This window comes from Burkholderia sp. E168m15, from assembly GCF_016586105.1.
Taxonomy (GTDB): domain Bacteria; phylum Pseudomonadota; class Gammaproteobacteria; order Burkholderiales; family Burkholderiaceae; genus Burkholderia; species Burkholderia orbicola.
The window spans coordinates 1-20,517 of the sequence record NZ_BCPO01000110.1; the positions used below are offsets into that span (position 1 = coordinate 1).

Consider the following 20,517-nt stretch of genomic DNA (forward strand, 5'->3'; position numbering starts at 1 on the left):
AACACATACACGGGCGGCACGACGATCAACGGCGGCAGCACACTCGCACTCGGCGCGGGTGGCAGCCTCGCCTCGACGGGCGCCGTGAATCTCGCGGGCACCGGAGCAACGTTCGACGTGAGCGGCGCCACCGGCACGCAAACGGTCGGTGCGCTGTCGGGCGCGGCCGGCACGAACGTGAATCTCGGTGCGAATGCACTGGCGCTGAACGGCAGCGGCAGCAGTACGTTCGGCGGCACGATCGGTGGCGCGGGCGGGGTGACGGTGGCGAGCGGCACGCAGATGCTGACCGGCGACAACACGTACACCGGCGGCACCACGATCGCGGCCGGCGGCACGCTGCAACTCGGCAACGGCGGCACGTCGGGCAGCGTGGCCGGCAACGTCGTCGACAACGGTGCGCTGATCGTCAATCAATCGGGCAACGTGACGATCGCGAGCGTGCTGTCCGGCACCGGCTCCCTCACCCAGGCCGGCAGCGGACGACTGACCCTGACCGGCACGAGCACGCTGAGCGGCCCGACCACGGTCGGCGCGGGCACGCTGGCCGTCAACGGTTCGCTCGGCCAGTCGACCGTCACCGTGCAGAACGGCGCGACGCTGACGGGTACCGGCACGATCGGCGGTCTCGTGGTGCAGGGCGGCGCGACGGCGGCCGCCACGCAACCGGGCGCGGCGCTGAACGTGGGCGGCAACGTCACGTTCCAGCCGGGTTCGACGTTCCAGGTCGCCGCCACGCCGCAGCAAAGCGGCAGTCTCGCGGCGAGCGGCACGGCGACGCTGAACGGCGGCACCGTACAGGTGCTCGCGAACCAGAGCGGCTATCAGCCGAGCACGACGTACACGATCCTCAGCGCGTCGTCGGGCGTGCAGGGCGCGTTCACCCAGGTGAGCGCGAACTACGCGTTCCTCACGCCGACCCTCAGTTACGATCCGGGCCACGTGTATCTGCGGCTGGTTCAGAACGGCACGTCGCTGCCCGACGTCGCGACCACGCCGAACCAGCGCTCGGTCGCGACCGCGGTGGCCGCGCTCGGCGCCGGCAATCCGCTGTACGACACGGTGCTGACGACCGACGCGCCGACCGCACGCCGTGCGTACGGGCTGCTCGGCGGCGAACTGCAGGCGAGCCTGAAGAGCATGCTGCTGATCGACAGCCGCTATGTGCGCGACGCGGTGACCGATCGCGTCCGTCAGGGCCTCGCGCCCGGGTCGGGCCCGCTCGCGGCGCTGTCGTCGGGCGGCGCCGCGCTGTGCGGCGACAACACGGCCGGCGTGGTCGACCCGACGCTGCCGCCGGAACGCCGGATCGGTTCGCGCGACGGGTGCTACGGCGGCACGCCTTATCAGCCGGTCGTCTGGGGGCAGGCGTTCGGCGGCCGCAGCCGGCTCGCCGGCGACGGCAATGCGTCGTCGATCAACCGCAGCATGACGGGCTTCATCGCCGGCGCCGACATGGCGCTCAACGACAAGTGGCGCGCGGGTCTGGCCGCGGGCGTCACGCACAGCTCGCTCGACAACGACCAGAGTTCGTCGGCAGCGGTGAACAGCTACTACCTGTCGCTGTACGGCGGCGCGCAGTACGGCGCGCTCGGCGTGCGCGGCGGTGCGTCGTACACGTGGTATCGCATCAACAGCGACCGCTATCCGGGCTTCGCGGGCTTCTCGGATCACGATTCGGCCGGCTACAACGCGAATTCGGCGCAGGTGTTCGGCGAAGTCGGCTACGCGCTGCCGGTCGGGCCGGTCGCGATCGAGCCGTTCGCGGGCCTCGCGTATGTGAACCTGCATACCGACGGCTATACCGAAAGCGGCGGCGCGGCGGCGCTGCGTGCCGGCGGCGAGACGACCCACGTCGGCTTCTCGACGCTCGGCCTGCGCGCGGCGTCGCAGCTCGGCTCGATCGCGAGCGGCACGTTCACCGCGCGCGGGACGGTCGGCTGGCGGCATGCGTTCGGCAACGTGCGGCCGTCGTCGGCGTTCACGTTCGCGAACGGCGGCACGTCGTTCCAGGTGTCGGGCGTGCCGATTGCGCGCGACAGCGCGGTGCTCGAAGCCGGCATCGACGCGAACATCACGAAGCGCCTGACGCTCGGCCTCACGTACAGCGGCCAGTACGGCAGCGGCGTGCGCGACAACGCGATCCTCGGCAACATCCTGTGGAAATTCTGACCGGTAACTGAGGAGCCCGTGCGCGGCGCGCTGCGACGAAGCAACGTCGCAGCGCGCCGCGACCGTTTCGGCGCTGCGCACGTTCGCCGTTCTGGCCTATCCTGTGCGAAACACGCGACGCGCGCCGCGCGTTGCGCCTCGACACAGGAGCATCGATGCCGAATCACGCCGAAGCCACGACGACGCAGGCGCCGCAAGTCGCGCCGGTTCCCCCGACCCCCGCGTCGGGTCCCGCTTTCATCGCGCCCGAAGCCGATCCGCAGGTCCTCGCGCGCAACAACCAGTACGTGCTGAAATCCGGCGACGCGTTCGTGGTCAGCGACGCGCTCGGCGACATCGGCGGGCATGACGACGGCCTGTTCGTCGACGACATGCGCGTGCTGTCGAAATGGCGCCTGACGTTCGGCGGCCGCGCGCCGTCGCTGCTGTCGGGCGCAACGAGCGCCGACAACGCGTCGTTCACCGCGCACCTGACGAACCGCCCGCTGCCGCCGCTCGGCGGCCACGAGACGCCCGAGGGCGTGATCCACATCGAGCGGCTGCGCGTGCTCGCGGGCGACGTGCTGTACGAAGCGTTGACGCTGACGAACTACGGGGCGAGCGAAGCCGAGGTGCCGCTGTCGCTGTCGTTCGCGGCCGATTTCAAGGACATGTTCGAAGTGCGCGGCACGCAGCGGCCGAAGCGCGGCACGGTGGGCGCACCGCGCGTCGACGCGGGTGCGGTGCGGCTGCGCTACGACGGCCTCGACGGCGTGGAGCGCAACGTGACCGTGCATTTCTCGCCGGCGCCGGACGCGCTGTCGGTCGATCGTGCCGACTACACGCTGACGATCCCCGCGCAGGCGTGCGTGTCGATCTACCTGACCGTCGATGCGACGCTCGGGCCCGCGCAGGCCGAAGGGCCCGGTTGCGGCCGTGTCGCGTTGCGCACCGCGCTCGTCGGCGTGCATCGCGAGATGCGGACGCGGCGCGAGTCGATGGCGCGCGTGAACACCGGCAATCCGCTGTTCGACGCGTGGCTCGATCGTTCGCTCGCGGATCTCGGGCTGCTCACGACGCAGCTCGACACGGGGCCGTACCCGTATGCGGGCATTCCGTGGTTCTCGACGCCGTTCGGCCGCGACGCGATCATCACGTCGCTGCAGATGTTGTGGCTGCAGCCTTCGCTCGCGCGCGGCGTGCTGCGTTTTCTCGCCGAGCACCAGGCGCGCGAGACCTCCGCGTTCCGCGACGCGGAGCCCGGCAAGATCATGCACGAGTTCCGCCGCAGCGAGATGGCCGCGACCGGCGAGGTGCCGTTCGCGCTGTACTACGGCGGCGTCGATACGACACCGCTGTTCATCGTGCTCGCGGGCGCCTATGTCGAACGCACCGGCGACGATGCGCTGATCGACGAGCTGTGGCCCGCGCTCGAGCGTGCCGCGCAATGGGTGATCGACAAGTGCGACCGCAATCCGTACGGACTGCTCGATTACCAGCGCACGTCGGAGCGCGGCCTCGCGAACCAGGGCTGGAAGGACAGCCACGATTCGGTGTTTCATGCGGACGGCCGTTTTCCGGATGGCCCGATCGCGCTCGTCGAAGTGCAGGCCTATGCATGCGCGGCGCTCGACGCGATGTCGGCGTGCTCGCACCGGCGCGGCCATGCGGCCGACGCGACGCGTTACGCATTGCGCGTGAAGACGCTGCGCGACCAGGTCGACGCGCTGTTCTGGATGCCGGAAGGCGATTTCTACGGGATCGCGCTCGACGGTCATGGCGAGCTGTGCCGCGTGTTCGCGTCGAACGCGGGCCACCTGCTCGCATTCGGGCTGCCCGACGCCGAGCGCGGCGCGGCGGTCGCCGGCGTGCTCGGCTCCGCGCTGTTCCAGACGGGCTGGGGTATCCGCACGCTCGCGGCCGGCCAGCCGCGTTTCAACCCGATGGCGTACCACAACGGCTCGGTGTGGCCGCACGACAATGCGCTGATCGCGCGCGGGCTGGCGCGCTACGGCGACAAGACGGCCGCGGTGAATCTGCTGCGCGCGCTGTTCGAGGCGGCGGTGAGCTTCGAGATGCGCCTGCCGGAGCTGTTCTGCGGGTTCCCGCGCCGGCGCGGCGAACCGCCGACCGCGTATCCGGTGGCCTGCCTGCCGCAGGCGTGGGCGGCCGGCGCGCCGTTCATGATGCTGCAGGCGTGCCTCGGCGTGAGCATCGACGCGTCGCGCCACGAGGTGCGCGTCGAGCGCCCGGCGTTGCCGGAAGGCGTCGACTGGCTGCGGATCGACGCGCTGCGCGTCGGCGACGAAACCGTGTCGCTGACGTTTCGCCGCGTCGATGGCCAGGTCGTCGCGGCGGCGGAGCAGCCGGGCCGCGTGAAGGTGGTCGCGGTGCTGTAGCGGCCGGCTGCGCGAACGTTGCGCGATGTCGCGCCACGTTCGCGCGCAGCGGCATAGAATCGTGACATGACCCTTGAACGATGGCGGAGGTAGACGATGACGACCGACAACCGGCCCGACGACGGCGAGCACAAGCTCGAGCATCTGGAAGCGGCGGTCGACCACCTGCACAAGTCGATCGAATCGCAGAGCATCGCGGTCGGCGCGGCGAAGGGCATCCTGTTCAGCCTGATCGAAACGCTCGGTGCGCTGATCGGCGATCCCGACCTGCCCGAGCATGCGCGTTCGGGCTACGAAGCGCTGCGCGACAAGGCGAGCGAATTGCGCGGCGGGCTCGACCGCCATTGACGGACGGGCGGCGCACGCGCTGCCCGATTCGGCAGACGAAGCACAAAAGCCCGTGCGCTCAATCAGTTAGGTGCCCGATACGCAGGATATCCACAAGCTTGCCAACACAATCTGTGGAGAACCGCCCGGCCGTCGGCCGGGTGCGCCGTGCGTGCGCGGTGTGCGGTTCGACCATCGTTCGGGTGCCGCACCCTTGACCGGTCAAGGTCCGTGGATCGAATCCCCTTGTGTATCAAGATGTTACGCGTCTGATCTGACGGATATCCACAGGCTTGCCAACAAAATCTGTGGACAACTCGCAATCGATTGCGTCGCAATGGTTGAGGATCAGGCCGGAATGCCGCAGGCCGCGAAGCCCGTGCGCAAAGGCTGCCCGCGCCGTGCATCGGCGCGCGAATGCGTGCGCGATCAAGGGCTTAGGTGCCAGGTACCCAGGATATCCACATCCTTGCCAACACTTTCTGTGGACAAGCGCGGCCGCGCTATTCGGTGGGCGCGGCGCTCGCCGCTTCCGCCACGATCCAGTCGCGAAAGAGCGTCATCGCGGGCGTCAGCGGTTTCGACTTCAGCGACGTGAGCCAGTAGCCGCCGGCGCGCACGTCGATGTCGAGCGGTCGTGCGAGCAGGCCGAGCTGCAGTTCGCGCGCGAACATGCAGGCGGGGGCGAGCGCGATGCCCGCACCCTGCATCGCGGCCTCGACCATCAGCCGGGACGAATCGAACACGGGCCCGTTGACGGCCCACGGTTCGAGCTGCGCGGCGTCGAACCAGCCGAGCCATTCGTCGGTGCGATACGAGCGCAGCAACGTTTCGTTCGCGAGATCGGCCGGCTGCGCGAGGCGCCGTGCGATGTCCGGCGTGCACAGCGCGGTGAGCGGCGCATCGAGCAGCCGCTCGTTGCGCGTCGCCGGCCAGTTGCCAACGCCAAAGCGGATCGCGAAATCGAGGCCCTCGGCGGCGAGATCGACGACGTTGTTGTTGGTCCGCAGCCGCAGCTCGACGAACGGGTGCGTGTCGCCGAACTGCTTCAGCCGCGGCATTAGCCAGCCTAGGGCAAAGGTGCCGACGACGCCGAGCGTCAGCACCTCGTGGAAACGCCCGCCGTCGAACTGCTTGAGCACCGTCTCGATGCGGCTGAACGCGTCGCTCAGCACCGGCAGCAGTGCGCGCCCCTCGTCGGTCAGCCCGAGGCCGCGCGGCAGACGCGTAAACAGCGTGCAGCCGAGTCGCTCCTCGAGCGAGCGCACCTGCTGGCTGACGGCGGCCTGGGTCACGCTCAGTTCGAGGCCGGCGCGCGTGAAGTTCAGGTGGCGCGCCGACGATTCGAACGCGCGCAACGCATTGAGCGGAAGATGAGGGCGGAGCTTCGTCATAAGAATTTCTTTTGTCAGCGCTCAATTATCGTTGCTTGTCAGGCAACCGTAAAGTCTCGATAGTGCGGTCTCGGCGGCCGGCCGTTTTCAAACCCTCGACGCCGTTTCGCCGTCATTCCACCACGAGACAACCGACATGACCTACTCATCGAAACGTCGAACCCTGTTGCTGGCTGCCGCGACGGCGCCGCTCGTTCTCACCGTCACCGCGTGCGCGTCGCGGCAGGGCGCTGCACCGGACGAAGCCACGCGGGCAGCGGCGGCTGCCGCGGACGCCATTGCGCCTGCCGCGGCGGCGACGACGCTTGCCGATCTCGAGCGCGACGCGGGCGGCCGTCTCGGCGTATGCGCGATCGACACGGCCAGCGGTCGCATCATCGAGCATCGCGCGGGCGAGCGTTTCCCGTTCTGCAGTACGTTCAAGGCGATGCTGAGTGCGGCCGTGCTCGCGCAGAGCGTCGAGCGGCCGGGCTTGCTGCAACAGCGCGTGACTTATACCAAGGCCGACCTCGTCAACTATTCGCCGGTGTCGGAGAAGCACGTCGGCTCGGGCATGACGGTCGCCGCGCTGTGCGAGGCCGCGATCCAGTACAGCGACAATTCGGCCGCGAACCTGCTGATGAAGCTGATCGGCGGCCCGTCGGCGGTAACGGCCTACGCGCGCTCGATCGGCGACGACACGTTCCGGCTCGATCGATGGGAGACCGAACTGAACACCGCGCTGCCGGGCGACCCGCGCGACACGACGACGCCCGCCGCGATGGCCGCCAGCCTGCGCGTGCTGACGCTCGGCGACGCATTGCCGGCCGCGCAGCGTGCGCAGCTCGTCGCGTGGCTGCGCGGCAACAAGGTCGGCGACAAGCGGATTCGCGCGGGCGTGCCGGCCGGGTGGGTGGTGGGCGACAAGACCGGTACCGGCGACTACGGGACGACGAACGACGCGGGCGTCATCTGGCCGACGTCGCGCGCGCCGATCGTGCTGGCCGTGTACTACACGCAGACGCGAGCCGATGCGCGGGCGAAGGACGACGTGATCGCGTCGGTCGCGCGCATCGTCGCGCAGACGTTCGGTTGAGCGGCGCGGCACGGCGTGCGTGGCGAGCGCCGCGGGCGCGCCGTGCCGCGGTCGTGACCCGCGCGATCAAACGTTGTGCGATCAACGACTTAGATCGCGCATGCTCAGGATATCCACATGCTTGCCAACAAAAATTGTGGACAAGCCTGCGCGCAGCGGCGACCGGCGCGACGCGCGCCGTCGTGACGCGTTCGAAGCAGCGCGGACAAAGTCTTTCGGATCAAGTGCTTGACCGCGGTATGCGCAGGCTATCCACACGCTTGCCAACACAATCTGTGGACAAGCATGGCGGCTGGGGTGGCTGGCGGGGCGTCACGCGCCGAGAAGGTACGCAACCGACGATTGACCGCCCGCGTGCCGCTTTCGAGGCGGCGCGGACAAAGTCTTTCGGATCAAGTGCTTGATCGCGGTATGCGCAGGCTATCCACATGCTTGCCAACACAATCTGTGGACAAGCCCGCGCGCTGCCGCGATGGCAACGCTCAGGGCTGCCGATCGCCGACGGCGGGCCAGCGCGCGAACGCGAACACCCACAGCATGACGAAGTTCAGCACCGGGACGAACATCGTCAGGATCCACCAGCCCGAATGCCCGGTGCGCCGGACGATGCGGACGTACGGATAGACGACGATGGCGACGAGCACGAGCGAAATGAGCAATTGCCACGCGGTGAAGTGTTCCATGGTCTTCCTCGGATTGAAATGTCGTCATGCGGTGCCGGCGGAACGGCCGGCCCGTGGCGCCGACGCGCGTCCCCGGCGCTGCGCGGCCGCGTGCGGCTTGCGTGATCTTGATGGGTGACGGGCGGGGGCGTCAAGGCATCGGCGCCGCGTTGCGATCGCACTGAATCGTCCGTGTTCGCGCGGGCCGCTACCGCGTGCTGCCGAAACGGTGACACGCGGCACGAACCGTAGACCGATCAACGGGTTAGCGCAGGCTTGCGCAGGATATCCACAAGCTTGCCAACACAATCTGTGGGTAAGTGGCGCAGCGTCGGCCCGGTATGCGTGCGGGGTTAGACGAGCATCGGACGTGCATCGGGACGACATCATCGTGGCGTCGTGATGCGAAGTGCGGCGAAGCGGTGTGCGCGACGGCCATGACGCACGCCGCGTCTGCATCACGCGTGCCAAAGTCCATCGGATCAAGGGTTTAGCGTCGCGGTGCGCAGGATATCCACAAGCTTGCCAACATTTTCTGTGGAGAAGTCCGCGTGCGCGATTTGGCCGACGCCACACGCTGCCACGCTTCGCACGCGGGCTCACGCGGTACAGATACCGGCCACGCCGACCTTCTGGAACAGGTGCGGGCTGGCGACGGCGGACGACGGATAGGCCGACAGCTTCGCGACGAACTCCGGGTGCGTGAAGGCCGCGCGAAACGCGTCCGTCGATTCCCAGATCGCGTAGTTCAGGTAGGTCGGGCTGTCGCCGAGCGCGCGGTGAAGCTGCGTCGAGATGAATCCCGGCTGTCGCTTCATGAATGCCGCATCGTCTTGCCATACGGCGAGAAAATCGGCTTCGTCGGCGGCTGCGAGCGTAAACACGTTGACGAGCACGACCGGGTCGGCGTCGATCGCAATCTGTTGCTGGATCGGAAAGGCCGGATCCATCGGCTTGAACTGGGGCATCGGGGCTCCTGGTGAGGCAGAGGGCAAGCGGGCGGCTACGCGTGGCCGTCCTGGCCGTGCGCGCCGGACATCGCCGACAGCACGCGCAGCGCCGCGTCGAGGTCGGTCGAGCTGAAGTCGCCGGCGATGTCGCGGACATGCCGCTGCCACTGCTCGACCACGGCCTGATAGGCCGCTTCGCCGCGCGGCGTCAGCGCATACAGCGGCGAGCGCTTGTGCGCCGGATTGGGCAACGACAGCACCAGCCCTTCGTCGGTCAGCACGTTGATCTGTTTCAGCACGGCCTGCCGCGTGATGCCCATCGCATTGGCGATCTGCGGGATGTTCGGCGCGTCCGGCGCCATCGAGATCGCGCCCAGCACCTGCCAGCGCGCGCTGGTCAAGCCGTGCGGCCCGGCGAAAGTGTTGCCCCATTCGATCAGCAGGCCGTTCAACCGGAATACGGACAGCGCGACGGCGGTCAACTTGTCGGATTTCGTCATGTCCAGCTCGGATCGTAAATTGACAACCATTTTACGTAATGGACAACTGGTTGTCAAATTGACGGGCGAGCGTCCACAGACAAAGGGGTGTCTGTATCGCAGCGTGGGAGAGCACGCGAACATCTGCGAGACCTCGACCGGGCCTTGGGTCGGGCGGATCGTTCGCGATAACTGACGCGCATGCGTGCTTGCTTGTCCGTGGCTGGCGCATTTGCCGCGCACGCACGACAAACCCTTTCCGATCAAGGGCTTGGTGCCGTTAATGGAAGGTTGTCCACAAGCTTGCCAACATTATCTGTGGACAAGCCTTCGGGCCGCCCGCGCGTCAGGCCGGCGGCGGGAAGCGCACCGTGACGGTCAGCCCGCGCCCGCCGCGCGTGGTGCCGAGCGAGACGGTCGCGCGATGCTGTTCGGCGATCCGCTTGACGATCGACAGCCCGAGCCCGCTGCCCGACGACGTGGCGGCCTGCGCGCCTTCGCCGCGATAGAAGCGTTCCCACACGTCGGTGCGTTCGGCTTCCGGAATGCCGGGGCCGTCGTCGGCGACTTCGAGCACGGGCGTCGTGCCGTCGATGCGCGCCGACACGTCGACGCGTGCGCCTTCGCCCGCATAGCGGATCGCGTTGTCGACGAGGTTGTTCAGCAGCACGCGCAGCGTGTCCGCATTGCCCGCGGCGATCACGGGTGCGTCGACGATCGCGCCGAGATCGATCCGGTGCGCGTCGGCGACGCGCGCGCGGTCCGACACCACCGAGCGGCACAGCGCGGCGAGATCGACCGGCGCCGATGCGGAGACGACCGCCTGCGCATCGGGTTCGAGGCGGGCGAGCGTCAGCAATTGTTCGGCGAGGTGGCCGAGCCGCGTCGTGCCCGCATGGATCTGCGCGAGGATGTGCTCGCGCTCCTCGGCCGTCGCCGCGCGCCGCAGCAATTGCGACTGGATCGACAGCCCCATGATCGGCGTACGCAGCTCGTGCGCGGCATCGGCGATGAAGTGGCGCTGCAGCGTGAACGAGCGGTCGAGGCGCGCGAGCAGGTCGTTGATCGCTTCGGCGAGCGGGCGGACCTCGTTCGGCATCGATGCGACGTCGACCGGTTCGAGGTTGTTCGCATTCCTGCGTTTCAGGCCGGACGCGATCGCCCGCAACGGCCGCAGCCCCGCGCCGATGCCGAACCACAGGCCGAGCGCGAGCAGCGGCAGCATCGAGAACACGGGCCAGAGCAGATGGACGGCGATGCCCGCGATCGCCTCCCAGCGCGCATGCCGCGCCTGCGCGAGCCGGATCGTCGTGCCGCCGCGTTCGGTCACATAGGTGCGCCACGGCTGGCCGCCGACGTCGACGCTCGCGATGCCCTGCTGCGCGGGCGCCGGCAGCTTCGAATCGCGGTCGGTCGAATACACGAGCGTGCCGTTGCGCCACACTTGCAGCAGCACCGCATCGGGGTCGCTCGCTTCGAAGCCGTGCTTGCCTTTGGCGTGGTTGCTGAACGATAGCTCGCCGTTCGGGCCGACCACGATCTGTTTGGACATGCTGCGCATCTGGTCGTCGAGCAGGTCGTCGAGTTCGCGCAGCGCGCCCCAGTAGGTGCCGGCGCTCGCGACCAGGCCGATCACGCACGCGGCCGGCAGCAGCCACGTCAGCAGGCGCCGCCGCAGCGACGCGTTGCGCCAGCGCGCGACCGCGCGTTGCATGCGCGTCACGTGCCGTCACCGATCCGGTAGCCGACGCCGCGCACCGTGCGGATCATGTCGTGACCGAGTTTCTTGCGCAGGTTGTGGATATGCACCTGCACCGCGTTGCTCTCGATTTCCTCGCCCCAGCTGTACAGCCGTTCCTCGAACTGTTCGCGCGAAATCACCGCGCCCGGTTCGCGCATCAGCTCGTGCAGCAGCACGAATTCCTTCGGCGACAGCGGCACTTCGTCGTCGTCGAGCCAGACGAGGTGCTTGACGGGATCGAGCCGCAGCGGGCCGATCGCGAGCGTCGTCTGCGCGCGGCCCGCATGGCGGCGGTTGACCGCGCGGATGCGGGCGAGCAGCTCGTCGAGCTCGAACGGCTTGACGAGATAGTCGTCCGCGCCGCTGTCGAGGCCGGCGATGCGGTCGGGCACGCCGTCGCGTGCGGTGATGATGATCGCGGGGAGGTTTTCGTCGCGGCGGCGCAGCGCGGCGAGCACGGACAAACCGTCGCGGTTCGGCAGCCCGAGATCGAGCAGCAGCAGCCCGTAGCCGGTCGCGCGCAACGCCAGCGACGCGGCGTCGCCGTCCTTCACCCAGTCGACCGCGAAGCCTTCCTGTTTGAGGCCCTGTTCGAGCCCGCTGCCGATCAGCGGATCGTCCTCGACGAGCAGTACGCGCATGAGTTCGTGTCTCTTCAACGGGGGCGCCGTGGCGCCCGGGATTCCCATGATAAGCGTACGCGTCTTAGGCCAAGCTTAAATGCGCGCGGTGCGCGGCGCGGTTTTCGTACTCGTCCAATGCGGCACCGTGTCACTTCGGCATGCCCTTCAGGTTTGCTTAATCTTACGGTCCGTAATCTGGCGCCGTCGCGTTCAACGGAGCGCGGCGCCACATCGAAGAAGAGGACCGAGATCATGAAACACCTGGCCAGAATCCTGGCGGTTGCGCTCGTCGCGCTGCCTGCCGCCGTCTATGCGCAATACACGGGGCCGTCCGCGCTGACCACGACCACCGTGAAGGAGCTGCTCGCCAACGGCAAGGATGACCAGCACGTGCAGTTGCAGGGGCGCATCGTCAAGCACGTCGGCGGCGAGGATTACGAGTTCGCCGACGCCACCGGCACGATCCGCGTCGAGATCGACCACAAGCTGTGGGCGCCGGGCCAGCCCGTCAGCGACAAGAACGAAGTGAAGCTGACCGGCGAATTCGAGCGCAAATGGTCGGGCCGCGTGAAGGTCGACGCCGATCACGTCGAAGTGCTGCGCTGACCGGTGGGCGCGGAGCCGGTGATACCATGGACGACCGGTTCCCGTTCCCACCAAGATGGCCGCCAATTTCGACGAACTCGCGTCCCGGATCCGGGCGCAATTTTCCGAGCTGAGCCCGCAATTCCAGGCGGGCGCCGCCTTCCTGCTCGATCATCCCGACGAAGTCGCCACGTCGTCGATGCGCAAGGTCGCGCAGCGCGCGCAGGTCCAGCCTGCGTCGCTCGTGCGGCTCGCGCAGCAATTCGGCTTTCCCGGCTGGAACGAGCTGCGCGACCTGTGCGTCGCGCGTGTGCGCACGCGGCCCGAGCCGCTCACGCAGCGCGCGCGCTCGCTCGTACGGCCCGACGCGAAGGCGTCGCTCGCGCACGATCTGCTCGCCGCGCAGCAGCACAACCTGTCGGCGACCGCCGCGCAGAACGAGCACGCGCTCGCCGATGCCGCGAAGCTGATCCGCAAGGCATCGCACGTGCACGTGGCGGGGTTTCGCTCGTGCTATCCGGTCGCGTTCGGTTTCGTCTACGGCTACCGGCTGTTTCGTCCGACCGTGTCGCTGCTCAACGGCGTCGCCGGTTCGCTCGAAATGGAGTTGCGCACGATCGCGAAGCAGAGCGTGACCGTGATCGTCAGCTTCGCGCCGTATTCGGCCGAGGCGACGCGTGTCGCGCAGGCGGCGAAAGCGCAGGGCAGCAAGATCGTCGCGATCACCGACAGTGCGGTATCGCCGATCGCGCTGCACGCGGACGCGCAACTGATCTTCACGCACGACAGCCCGTCGTTCTTTCCGTCGCTGGTGGCCGCGCATGCGATGGCCGAGACGCTGGTCGCGCAGTTGCTGGCGCTCGAAGGCAGCGACGCGATCGCGGCGCTCGAGCGGACCGAAGCGGAACTGCACGCGAAGGGCGCGTACGTCGTTTGACGTGCGCGGCACGTGCGGCTTGTTGGACCCACTTTCATTGACTACCCGACGTAACCGATGACGTTGACCTATGCAGTGACCGACGCGGCGGACGCGGAGGTACGCAAGCAGATCGTCGCACCGCTCGTCCGCTTCAACGAAAGCCAGGCCGGCCCGGTCGACTTCCGGCCGCTGGCCGTGATCGTGACCGACGCGGCCGGCGCGGTGGTCGGCGGCCTGTGGGGCGGCACGGCGTTCGGCTGGCTGCATGTCGACCTGCTCGTCGTGCCCGAGTCCGCGCGCGGTCAGGGCGCCGGCACGCGCATCATGGATCTGGCCGAACGAGAGGCCGTCGCGCGCGGCTGCCACAGCGCGTGGCTCGACACGTTCGACTTCCAGGCGCGGCCCTTCTACGAGAAGCGCGGCTATGTCCGCTTCGGCGAGCTGCCCGATTATCCGGTCGGGCACACCCGCATCTTCCTGACGAAGAAACTCGCCGGCTGAGCGGCGCCGCGCGGCACGGTTGACGATGCCGACGGCCGTCGCCTACGATACCGGGCAGCGATGCAGGTCGCTTCCGGGTCCGCGGAAAGGGTTCAACCCACCTGTCGCGGCAAATCCAGTCTTCCCCATCCTTCGTGCTGGCGGTATTGCGGACCTTCGGCCATCCATGCACAAGGATTCGCATGAAAAAGCTGCCTCCCGACGCTCATCCCGATCATCTGAAAAAGCAGGCCAAGGCATTGTTGCGCCTGTACCGGCAGGGAGATGCCGGTGCCGTCGCGCGCTTCGTCGCATCGCTGCCGGCCGCCGCGCATCGCACGCATGACGAAACGCTCGCGCTCGGGCTCCGCCTGCACGACGCGCAGTCCTGCATCGCACGCGAGTACGGCTTTGCTTCATGGGCCGATCTCGGCGCGTTCGTCGAAACGCATGCGCTCGCGCGGCAACCGCGCGCGCTGTTGAGCCGGCGCTGGCTCGACCTCGCCTACGGCGCCGACGTGACCGGCGGCTTCGGCGCGGCCCGGCCGCGCGTCGCCGCGCAACTGCTGCGCGATCATCCCGAACTCGTGTCGGCGGACCCGGCGATTGCATGCGCGGCGGGCGATCTCGACGCGGTGAAGGCGGCGCTGGCCGCCGATCCCGGCTGGATCGCGCGCGCCGGCGGTGCGCTGAAGTTGCCGCCGCTCGTCGCCGTCACGCATTCGCGGCTCGGGCAGCTTCCCGAATTCGCAGTCAGGCTGCGTGCGTGTGCGCGCCATCTGCTAGATGCGGGCGCCGATCCGAACCAGCGGATCGGCAACCGGTATCCGCCGGCCTCGCTCGCCGAGCCCGACGCGTCGGAACCGTTGTCGGCGCTGTATGGCGCCGCCGGCGTCAATCGCGATCCGGCGCTCACCGCGATGCTGCTGGAAGCCGGCGCCGATCCGAACGACGGCGAATCGTTGTATCACTCGGTGGAGAATCCGGCGTGTACGCGTCTGCTGCTCGAGCACGGCGCATGGGTGGGCGGGACGAATGCGTTGCGGCGCGCGCTCGACGTACCGGACGCGGCCGCGCTCGAGTTGCTGCTCGCGCACGGCGGTGACCCCAACGAACCGGCCGGCGAAGGACCGACGAAGACGTGGGGCGCGCCGTTGCTGCGCGCGATCGCCGTGCGTTGCCCGGCGCGCCATGTCGCCGCGCTGCTGGAAGCCGGCGCCGACCCCCGCGCGCGGACCGCGGCGGGCGTCAGCGCGTACCGGCTCGCGATGCAGGCCGGGTTGTCCGACGTCGCTGCGCTGTTGCGCGCCGCCGGAGCCGAGGAGACGCTCGACGCACAAGATGCGTTCGTGGCGGCCTGCGCGCGCGCCGATGCCGACGACGCACGGCGCATTCAGGCGAAGCATCCCGAGCTGCCCGGTGCGCTGTCCGACGACCGGCTGCGGCTACTGCCGGACGCCGCCGCGTGGGGCTCGCGTGATGCGGTGAAGGTAATGGTGGAGCTGGGCTGGCCGATCGCCGCGCGAGGCGGCGACTGGGACGCGAGCGCGCTGAATCACGCGGTGTTCCGCGGCGATGCCGAACTTCTGGCGTTCCTGCTCGCGCGCGGCGCAAGCTGGCGTGAGCTGCACGGATTCGGCAGCGACGCGCTCGGTACGCTGTCCTGGGCGTCCGTCAACGAACCGGAGGGCGTCGGCGATCCCGACTGGGAAGCGTGCGCGCGCGTGCTGATCGCGCACAGCGTGCCGCAAGCGGTGCGCGATCCGTCGAATCCGGATGGCGTGCTGATCGACGGTCGCGCGATGCGGTTCTCCGAGGCCGTCGCCGACGTGTTGCTCGGCATCGACGGCGGGGCGTCTGCATCGACGTAAATTGACGCGAGCGGCCCGGCGCGGTGGCCTGCATTCGGCTTTGGCGCGCGTTCTTGCGGGTTGCGCGGCGACATTTCGGCAAACGCTGAAACGTCGCGTGCACGACCGGCGTAAGCTCACCGTCAACACCTTCCCGGAGTTCACGATGACCCGTTCCGACCAGCAAGCCCGCCACGCCGAAGCTTTCCGCGCGCTGCACACGCGCCCCGGCGCATTCATCATCCCGAACCCGTGGGACGCCGGCACCGCGCGACTGCTCGCGATGGCCGGCTTCGAGGCGCTCGCCACGACGAGCGCCGGCTACGCGTTTTCGAAAGGGCGGCCCGATAACGCGATCGACCGCGACGCGATGCTCGATCACATCGCCGATCTCGTCGCCGCGGGCGGCCTGCCGGTGAGCGCCGATCTCGAGAACGGTTTCGGCGACGCGCCCGACACGGTGGCCGAGACGATCCGGCTGGCGGCCGAGGCGGGCGCGGTCGGCGGCTCGATCGAGGATGCGACGGGCCGCGCCGATACGCCGATCTATGCGCGCGACGCGTCGGTCGAGCGCATCGCGGCGGCCGTCGACGCGGCGCGCGCGCTGCCGTTTCCGTTCACGCTGACCGCCCGCTGCGAAAACTACCTGCACGGCCGCCGCGATCTCGACGACACGATCGCGCGGCTCGTCGCCTATCGCGACGCCGGCGCCGACGTGCTGTACGCGCCCGGCATCACCGACGCCGACGAGATCGCGGCGGTGACGCGGGCGGTCGGCGCGCCCGTCAATGTCGTCATGGGCCTGCAGGGCGGGTTGCTGAGCCTCGACGAGCTGGCGGCGCTCGGCGTGAAGCGCGTCAGCGTCGGCGGCGCGCTGGCGCGGGCCGCGCTCGGCGCGTTCCTGCGCGCGGCGACGGAGATGCGGCGCGACGGCACGTTCACCTTTACCCGGGCAGCCGTGCCGGGAAGCGATATCAACCGCTGGTTTGCCGCGCCGGATAATTCGCCGATTTTGTCAGACGAATGATCTCTAATAAAATCAGAAATCGTTTCCACCGAAACATTGATTGACAATAATCAATCGATTTCGCGTCCGAATAATCGTCGATGACGGCGCGAAAATCATCGTCTATTCTCCGCATTTCCGTCCGTTCTGCTACCGCCGGCGCGCCAGCCGCGCCAGATCTGACGCCCGGCGGGCCGTCATGCGTGACGATATCGCGCATTGTTGCAGGTTCTCGTTCAGAGCGTTTCCGTGCGCGGGAGTTGCCGGATGATTTTTTGATTGATAATCTTCGGCACGTTCCAATGACCGGTAAGTGGGCCGCCGGGAATATCAATATATTCAATATATAAAAAGCTGAGAGAGCGATGACGATCCGAGAAAATCACCGCGTCAGGTTTCGCGTGGGCGATGTCGTGACGCTGAAAACGGGCGGGCCGCGCATGACCGTCACGTATGCCGGGCCGGTCGTGTTCGACGACGACGACTGGCTGATCTGCCAGTGGTTCGACGAAAGCGGCGAGTTCCGGCAGGAAATGTTCCATCACGACACGGTAGTGCCCGAGCCGCGCGCGATTTCGGCCGGGCGGGTCCGGTTGCGCATGCAGTCGCACCGCTATCGATCGGCGGCCTGACGCCGGCCGGCTGGCCGCCGCGATGCCGCGACGCGCGGCGTCCGCGCAGCGACATTTCACGCAATCCCGAAACATGCGGCGGCGCACTGCGCCGATACTGAGCGCATGAACCCGACCGATCCCATTGCCGCGGTCACGCACCGCGATCCCTATCCCTATTACGCCGCGCTCGTCGACGGGCCGCCGCTCGCGTTCGACGCCACGCTCGGCCTGTGGGTCGCGAGCCGCGCGGCGGCCGTGACGGCCGTGCTATGCGATCCGGCCTGCCGCGTGCGCCCGCTCGACGCGCCGGTGCCGCCCGCGTTGCGTGGCACGACGGCCGGCGCGCTGTTCGGCGAACTGGTGCGCATGAACGATGGCGCGTCGCGACACGACGTGCCGAAGCAGGCGTTGCGCGCGGCGTTCGCGCCGATCGATACGGATGCATTGCGCGATCGCGCGGAGGCGCTCGCCGCGCGGCGGTTGCCGGCGCCCGGCGATGCCGACGCGCTGAACGCGTGGTGCCTGACCGTGCCCGTGTGCGCGGTGGCCGATCTGCTCGGTTTCGACGAAACGCAGCTCGACGACATCGCGGCGCGCGTCGTCGAGTTCGTCGCCGCGCTGTCGCCGCTGTCGGATGCCGCGGCGCTGGCGCGCGCGAGCGACGCTGCGCGGCATCTGCTCGACCGGATGACGGAACGTGTCGCGCAGTCGCGTGCGCACGACGGCACGCTGGTCGCCGCGGTGCAGCAGGCGGCCCGCGCGTCGGGCTGGCACGCGAGCGGCGCGCTGGTTGCGAATCTGGTCGGGTTGTTGTCGCAGACGTGCGAGGCGACCGCCGCATGGCTCGGCAATGTGCTCGTGGCATGGAACGGCGACGTGGGCGACTCAGGCGGGGTGCCGGATGCGGCCGCGCTCGATGCATTCGTCGCCGAAGTTGGACGTTTCGATACGCCGGTGCAGAACACGCGCCGCTTCGTCGCGGCACGCACGATGATCGAAGGCGTGAGTGTCGAAGCCGGCGACGCGATCCTCGTCGTGCTGGCCGCGGCGAACCGCGATCCGGCCGTGCATCGCGATCCGCACCGGCTGACGCCCGGCCGCCCGGCGGGGCTGAATTTCGGCTTCGGCACGGGGCCGCATGGGTGTCCGGGCGAGCGGATCGCACGGGCAGTGACGGCGGGGGCGTTCGCGGCGCGGTTGCGCGCGGGCGGCTGGCCGCCGCGCGACGCACTGAAGTGGGATTACCGCGCGTCGACCAACGTCAGGATGCCGAAGTTCGACGCGAATCGGTGAAGGGGAAGGAGGAACTTAACGGCAGCCTTGCTTTTCCGCCCATTGCTCCTGGGCGGCGACGCGGCGCTGCACGCGTTCGACGAGGCCGGTCGAGAAGGTCCGCATGCTGACGCCGCGGCGCTTTGCCAGGATCGTTTGCGCGACGTCGGTGCGCGGGTTCGGCTGGCACGCCCAGTACAGCGTCATCAGCCAGCCGATGCCCGTCCACGCGAACAGCGCGTTGAACATCGCGATCGTCAGCTTGTCGTGCCGGCCGCGCCGGTCGGCAATGACGGCCGGCAGGAAATAGAGCGCGATCGCCGCGACTGAACCGGCCACTTGAATCAGGACTGCATCATGCATGGTGCTGCTCCGTCCGAACTGCAATGAGGCTGATTGTCGCGCTTTTTCCGTTTGTGTGCCGGCAATTGATTGTTGCGCTTTTGGTGACGATCAGGCGGCTTCGGCGTCCGCCGGCTGCACGTCGTTGCTCAGCGCGAAACCTTCGTCGAGCCAGCCCGTCACGCCGCCGATCATCAGCTTGACCGGCCGGTCGAGGCGCGCGAGCCGGATCGCCGCGCGCGCGGCGCCGTTGCAGTGCGGGCCCGCGCAGTAGACGACGAACAGCGTGTCGGCCGGGTAACCGGCGAGCTTGCTTTCGATGATCTTGCGGTGCGGCAGGTTGCGCGCGCCGGGCACGTGGCCGGCGGCGAACTGGTCGGGGCCGCGCACGTCGAGCAGCACGAAATCGGGCGTGTCGGACGCGAAGGCGTCGTGCACGTCCCAGCAATCGGTCTCGAAACGCAGCGAGGCCTCGAAATGCGCGAGGGCGGCGGGGCTGTCGGCGGCGGGGACGTCGGTGACATGGGACATGGTCGGGCTCTCCTGGTTGAGCGGGCACGGAACGCGCCGCAATGAAGGGCAGTATCGCGGTTCGGCGCGTTTCGCGGCAGTGGCGCGATCGACAAGTTCCGGTAACATCGCGCCATGCACAATCATCTCGTCGTCGCGCTCGCCTACGATCGCCTCTGCACGTTCGAATTCGGCTGCGTGGTCGAGCTGTTCGCGCTCGAGCGTCCTGAACTCGGCGTCGACTGGTATCGCTTCGCGGTCTGCGCGAGCGAGCCGGGGCCCGCGCGCGCGGCGGGCGGCATTACCGTTGCCGCGCCTTACCGGCTTGCGACGCTCGATCGCGCGGACACCATCGTGATTCCCGGCTGGCGCGATCCGGACGAACTGCCGCCCGAGCCGTTGCTGAAGAAACTGCGGGCCGCGCACCGGCGCGGCGCGCGGCTCTGCTCGATCTGTTCGGGCGTGTTCGTGCTGGCGGCGGCCGGCGTGCTCGACGGCCTTACCGTGACGACGCACTGGCGGTATGCGGAACGTCTGCAGGCGCGTTATCCGGCGCTGCGCGTGAATCCCGATGCGCTCTACGTCGACGAAGGGCAGATCGTCACGTCGGCCGGCTCGGCGGCGGGGCTCGACATGCTGCTGCATCTGGTGCGCCGCGATCATGGCGGCGCGATCGCCAACCGCGTCGCGCAGCGCCTCGTGCTGCCGCCGCATCGCGACGGCGGGCAGGCGCAGTTCGTGCCGCGTCCGGTCGCACCGGGCGGCACCGACCGGCTCGCGAAGCTGATCGACTGGATGCGCGCGCATGCGGCCGAGCCGCACACGCTGGCCTCGCTCGCCGCGCAGGCCGCGATGAGCACGCGCACGCTGCAGCGTCAGTTCGCGGATGCGACGGGGATGTCGCCGCTCGCGTGGCTGATCCGCGAACGCGTGAACGTCGCGAAGGACATGCTCGAAGCGCAGCCCGCGTTGCCGCTTGCGCAGGTCGCGGCGCGCGCGGGGTTCGGTTCCGAGGAATCGCTGCGCCGGCATTTCCGGCGCGTCGCGGCGACGAGCCCGGCCGCGTACCGGCGCGGGATGGATCGCGGCGGCACGTAGCGGGCGCGCTCGGTGCGGCCGCTCGTGCGCGACGATGAAA

21 protein-coding genes are annotated in these 20,517 nt (G+C 68.8%); 12 read left to right on the forward strand and 9 right to left on the reverse strand.

Features of this window, described 5'->3' with window-relative positions; all coding sequences use genetic code 11:
* The 3 genes from JMF86_RS17810 to JMF86_RS17820 all read left to right on the forward strand — a co-directional run.
* Positions 1-2,172: autotransporter domain-containing protein (locus tag JMF86_RS17810; RefSeq protein ID WP_201317094.1), on the forward strand; the 2,172-nt coding region annotated here is incomplete at its 5' end.
* 155 nt (positions 2,173-2,327) lie between these two features.
* On the forward strand, positions 2,328-4,550 hold the full coding sequence (locus JMF86_RS17815) for an amylo-alpha-1,6-glucosidase (protein ID WP_011547229.1): 2,223 nt from the start codon (positions 2,328-2,330) through the stop codon (positions 4,548-4,550).
* Between the two features lie 96 nt (positions 4,551-4,646).
* Complete coding sequence (locus JMF86_RS17820) at positions 4,647-4,898, forward strand: hypothetical protein (RefSeq protein WP_006480787.1); 252 nt, start codon at positions 4,647-4,649, stop codon at positions 4,896-4,898.
* A 482-nt stretch (positions 4,899-5,380) separates the two neighbouring features.
* On the opposite strand, the gene penR is transcribed toward JMF86_RS17820, so the two are convergent.
* A complete protein-coding gene (gene penR, locus JMF86_RS17825) occupies positions 5,381-6,271 on the reverse strand; it encodes a beta-lactamase transcriptional regulator PenR (RefSeq protein ID WP_011547230.1) in 891 nt (296 codons plus the stop codon).
* A gap of 136 nt (positions 6,272-6,407) precedes the next feature.
* Here penR and blaPEN-B point away from each other — a divergent pair, with 136 nt between their 5' ends.
* Positions 6,408-7,346 (forward strand): PEN-B family class A beta-lactamase, encoded by a 939-nt coding sequence (blaPEN-B, locus tag JMF86_RS17830; RefSeq protein ID WP_011694797.1) that lies wholly within the window; start codon positions 6,408-6,410, stop codon positions 7,344-7,346.
* Between the two features lie 482 nt (positions 7,347-7,828).
* Here the strand turns inward: blaPEN-B and JMF86_RS17835 are convergent, their stop codons facing one another.
* The 5 genes from JMF86_RS17835 to JMF86_RS17855 all read right to left on the reverse strand — a co-directional run bounded on the left by JMF86_RS17835 (position 7,829) and on the right by JMF86_RS17855 (position 11,819).
* Positions 7,829-8,029 (reverse strand): membrane protein, encoded by a 201-nt coding sequence (locus JMF86_RS17835; RefSeq protein WP_011547232.1) that lies wholly within the window; start codon positions 8,027-8,029, stop codon positions 7,829-7,831.
* 578 nt (positions 8,030-8,607) lie between these two features.
* The gene (locus JMF86_RS17840) at positions 8,608-8,976 is read right to left on the reverse strand and encodes an antibiotic biosynthesis monooxygenase (protein WP_023476024.1); all 369 of its coding nucleotides are present in this window, start codon (positions 8,974-8,976) and stop codon (positions 8,608-8,610) included.
* 35 nt (positions 8,977-9,011) lie between these two features.
* On the reverse strand, positions 9,012-9,458 hold the full coding sequence (locus JMF86_RS17845; protein WP_041489645.1) for a MarR family winged helix-turn-helix transcriptional regulator: 447 nt from the start codon (positions 9,456-9,458) through the stop codon (positions 9,012-9,014).
* 325 nt (positions 9,459-9,783) lie between these two features.
* Positions 9,784-11,151, reverse strand: a complete 1,368-nt coding sequence (locus tag JMF86_RS17850) for an ATP-binding protein (RefSeq protein WP_023476026.1) — start codon at positions 11,149-11,151, stop codon at positions 9,784-9,786.
* Positions 11,152-11,156: 5 nt separating this feature from the next.
* Positions 11,157-11,819 carry a response regulator gene (locus JMF86_RS17855; RefSeq protein ID WP_011547236.1) on the reverse strand — a complete coding sequence of 221 codons (663 nt, stop codon included), beginning with the start codon at positions 11,817-11,819 and terminating at the stop codon, positions 11,157-11,159.
* Positions 11,820-12,053: 234 nt separating this feature from the next.
* Here JMF86_RS17855 and JMF86_RS17860 point away from each other — a divergent pair, with 234 nt between their 5' ends.
* The 5 genes from JMF86_RS17860 (at position 12,054) to JMF86_RS17880 (ending at position 16,662) form a co-directional block, all read left to right on the forward strand.
* Positions 12,054-12,407: a YgiW/YdeI family stress tolerance OB fold protein gene (locus JMF86_RS17860; protein WP_027808067.1), complete on the forward strand. Its 354-nt coding sequence runs from the start codon at positions 12,054-12,056 to the stop codon at positions 12,405-12,407.
* 55 nt (positions 12,408-12,462) lie between these two features.
* Positions 12,463-13,323 carry a MurR/RpiR family transcriptional regulator gene (locus JMF86_RS17865; protein WP_027812727.1) on the forward strand — a complete coding sequence of 287 codons (861 nt, stop codon included), beginning with the start codon at positions 12,463-12,465 and terminating at the stop codon, positions 13,321-13,323.
* A 57-nt stretch (positions 13,324-13,380) separates the two neighbouring features.
* Entirely contained in the window at positions 13,381-13,806 is a 426-nt protein-coding gene (locus JMF86_RS17870; RefSeq protein ID WP_012339644.1) for an N-acetyltransferase, read from the forward strand.
* 182 nt (positions 13,807-13,988) lie between these two features.
* On the forward strand, positions 13,989-15,656 hold the full coding sequence (locus JMF86_RS17875) for an ankyrin repeat domain-containing protein (RefSeq protein ID WP_078041577.1): 1,668 nt from the start codon (positions 13,989-13,991) through the stop codon (positions 15,654-15,656).
* Positions 15,657-15,801: 145 nt separating this feature from the next.
* Positions 15,802-16,662 carry an oxaloacetate decarboxylase gene (locus JMF86_RS17880; protein WP_012339646.1) on the forward strand — a complete coding sequence of 287 codons (861 nt, stop codon included), beginning with the start codon at positions 15,802-15,804 and terminating at the stop codon, positions 16,660-16,662.
* On the opposite strand, the gene JMF86_RS17885 is transcribed toward JMF86_RS17880, so the two are convergent.
* Positions 16,610-16,861: a hypothetical protein gene (locus tag JMF86_RS17885; protein WP_125381606.1), complete on the reverse strand. Its 252-nt coding sequence runs from the start codon at positions 16,859-16,861 to the stop codon at positions 16,610-16,612. The genes JMF86_RS17880 and JMF86_RS17885 overlap by 53 nt on opposite strands.
* Before the next feature lie 145 nt (positions 16,862-17,006).
* On the opposite strand from JMF86_RS17885, the gene JMF86_RS17890 reads away from it, so the two are divergent.
* Positions 17,007-17,273 (forward strand): YodC family protein, encoded by a 267-nt coding sequence (locus tag JMF86_RS17890; RefSeq protein ID WP_006480798.1) that lies wholly within the window; start codon positions 17,007-17,009, stop codon positions 17,271-17,273.
* A 105-nt stretch (positions 17,274-17,378) separates the two neighbouring features.
* Positions 17,379-18,548 carry a cytochrome P450 gene (locus JMF86_RS17895; RefSeq protein ID WP_078041576.1) on the forward strand — a complete coding sequence of 390 codons (1,170 nt, stop codon included), beginning with the start codon at positions 17,379-17,381 and terminating at the stop codon, positions 18,546-18,548.
* 15 nt (positions 18,549-18,563) lie between these two features.
* Here JMF86_RS17895 and JMF86_RS17900 read toward each other — a convergent pair whose 3' ends face one another.
* The gene (locus JMF86_RS17900; RefSeq protein WP_006480800.1) at positions 18,564-18,890 is read right to left on the reverse strand and encodes a superinfection immunity protein; all 327 of its coding nucleotides are present in this window, start codon (positions 18,888-18,890) and stop codon (positions 18,564-18,566) included.
* A gap of 90 nt (positions 18,891-18,980) precedes the next feature.
* On the reverse strand, positions 18,981-19,400 hold the full coding sequence (locus tag JMF86_RS17905; protein ID WP_078041575.1) for a rhodanese-like domain-containing protein: 420 nt from the start codon (positions 19,398-19,400) through the stop codon (positions 18,981-18,983).
* 114 nt (positions 19,401-19,514) lie between these two features.
* Here JMF86_RS17905 and ftrA point away from each other — a divergent pair, with 114 nt between their 5' ends.
* Positions 19,515-20,477 (forward strand): transcriptional regulator FtrA, encoded by a 963-nt coding sequence (gene ftrA, locus JMF86_RS17910; RefSeq protein WP_078041574.1) that lies wholly within the window; start codon positions 19,515-19,517, stop codon positions 20,475-20,477.
* Positions 20,478-20,517: the final 40 nt, after the last annotated feature.

What these genes read in the sequence shown, in the direction of transcription:
- JMF86_RS17820 (WP_006480787.1), top strand. Translation starts at nt 4,647, where the DNA reads ATGACGACCGACAACCGGCCCGACGACGGCGAGCACAAGCTCGAGCAT.
- JMF86_RS17860 (WP_027808067.1), top strand. Translation starts at nt 12,054, where the DNA reads ATGAAACACCTGGCCAGAATCCTGGCGGTTGCGCTCGTCGCGCTGCCT.
- ftrA (WP_078041574.1), top strand. Translation starts at nt 19,515, where the DNA reads ATGCACAATCATCTCGTCGTCGCGCTCGCCTACGATCGCCTCTGCACG.
- JMF86_RS17885 (WP_125381606.1), bottom strand. Translation starts at nt 16,861, where the DNA reads ATGCGCGATATCGTCACGCATGACGGCCCGCCGGGCGTCAGATCTGGC.
- JMF86_RS17835 (WP_011547232.1), bottom strand. Translation starts at nt 8,029, where the DNA reads ATGGAACACTTCACCGCGTGGCAATTGCTCATTTCGCTCGTGCTCGTC.
- JMF86_RS17875 (WP_078041577.1), top strand. Translation starts at nt 13,989, where the DNA reads ATGAAAAAGCTGCCTCCCGACGCTCATCCCGATCATCTGAAAAAGCAG.
- JMF86_RS17870 (WP_012339644.1), top strand. Translation starts at nt 13,381, where the DNA reads ATGACGTTGACCTATGCAGTGACCGACGCGGCGGACGCGGAGGTACGC.
- JMF86_RS17845 (WP_041489645.1), bottom strand. Translation starts at nt 9,458, where the DNA reads ATGACGAAATCCGACAAGTTGACCGCCGTCGCGCTGTCCGTATTCCGG.
- JMF86_RS17855 (WP_011547236.1), bottom strand. Translation starts at nt 11,819, where the DNA reads ATGCGCGTACTGCTCGTCGAGGACGATCCGCTGATCGGCAGCGGGCTC.
- JMF86_RS17815 (WP_011547229.1), top strand. Translation starts at nt 2,328, where the DNA reads ATGCCGAATCACGCCGAAGCCACGACGACGCAGGCGCCGCAAGTCGCG.
- JMF86_RS17890 (WP_006480798.1), top strand. Translation starts at nt 17,007, where the DNA reads ATGACGATCCGAGAAAATCACCGCGTCAGGTTTCGCGTGGGCGATGTC.
- JMF86_RS17865 (WP_027812727.1), top strand. Translation starts at nt 12,463, where the DNA reads ATGGCCGCCAATTTCGACGAACTCGCGTCCCGGATCCGGGCGCAATTT.
- penR (WP_011547230.1), bottom strand. Translation starts at nt 6,271, where the DNA reads ATGACGAAGCTCCGCCCTCATCTTCCGCTCAATGCGTTGCGCGCGTTC.
- JMF86_RS17900 (WP_006480800.1), bottom strand. Translation starts at nt 18,890, where the DNA reads ATGCATGATGCAGTCCTGATTCAAGTGGCCGGTTCAGTCGCGGCGATC.
- JMF86_RS17895 (WP_078041576.1), top strand. Translation starts at nt 17,379, where the DNA reads ATGAACCCGACCGATCCCATTGCCGCGGTCACGCACCGCGATCCCTAT.
- JMF86_RS17905 (WP_078041575.1), bottom strand. Translation starts at nt 19,400, where the DNA reads ATGTCCCATGTCACCGACGTCCCCGCCGCCGACAGCCCCGCCGCCCTC.
- blaPEN-B (WP_011694797.1), top strand. Translation starts at nt 6,408, where the DNA reads ATGACCTACTCATCGAAACGTCGAACCCTGTTGCTGGCTGCCGCGACG.
- JMF86_RS17840 (WP_023476024.1), bottom strand. Translation starts at nt 8,976, where the DNA reads ATGCCCCAGTTCAAGCCGATGGATCCGGCCTTTCCGATCCAGCAACAG.
- JMF86_RS17880 (WP_012339646.1), top strand. Translation starts at nt 15,802, where the DNA reads ATGACCCGTTCCGACCAGCAAGCCCGCCACGCCGAAGCTTTCCGCGCG.
- JMF86_RS17850 (WP_023476026.1), bottom strand. Translation starts at nt 11,151, where the DNA reads ATGCAACGCGCGGTCGCGCGCTGGCGCAACGCGTCGCTGCGGCGGCGC.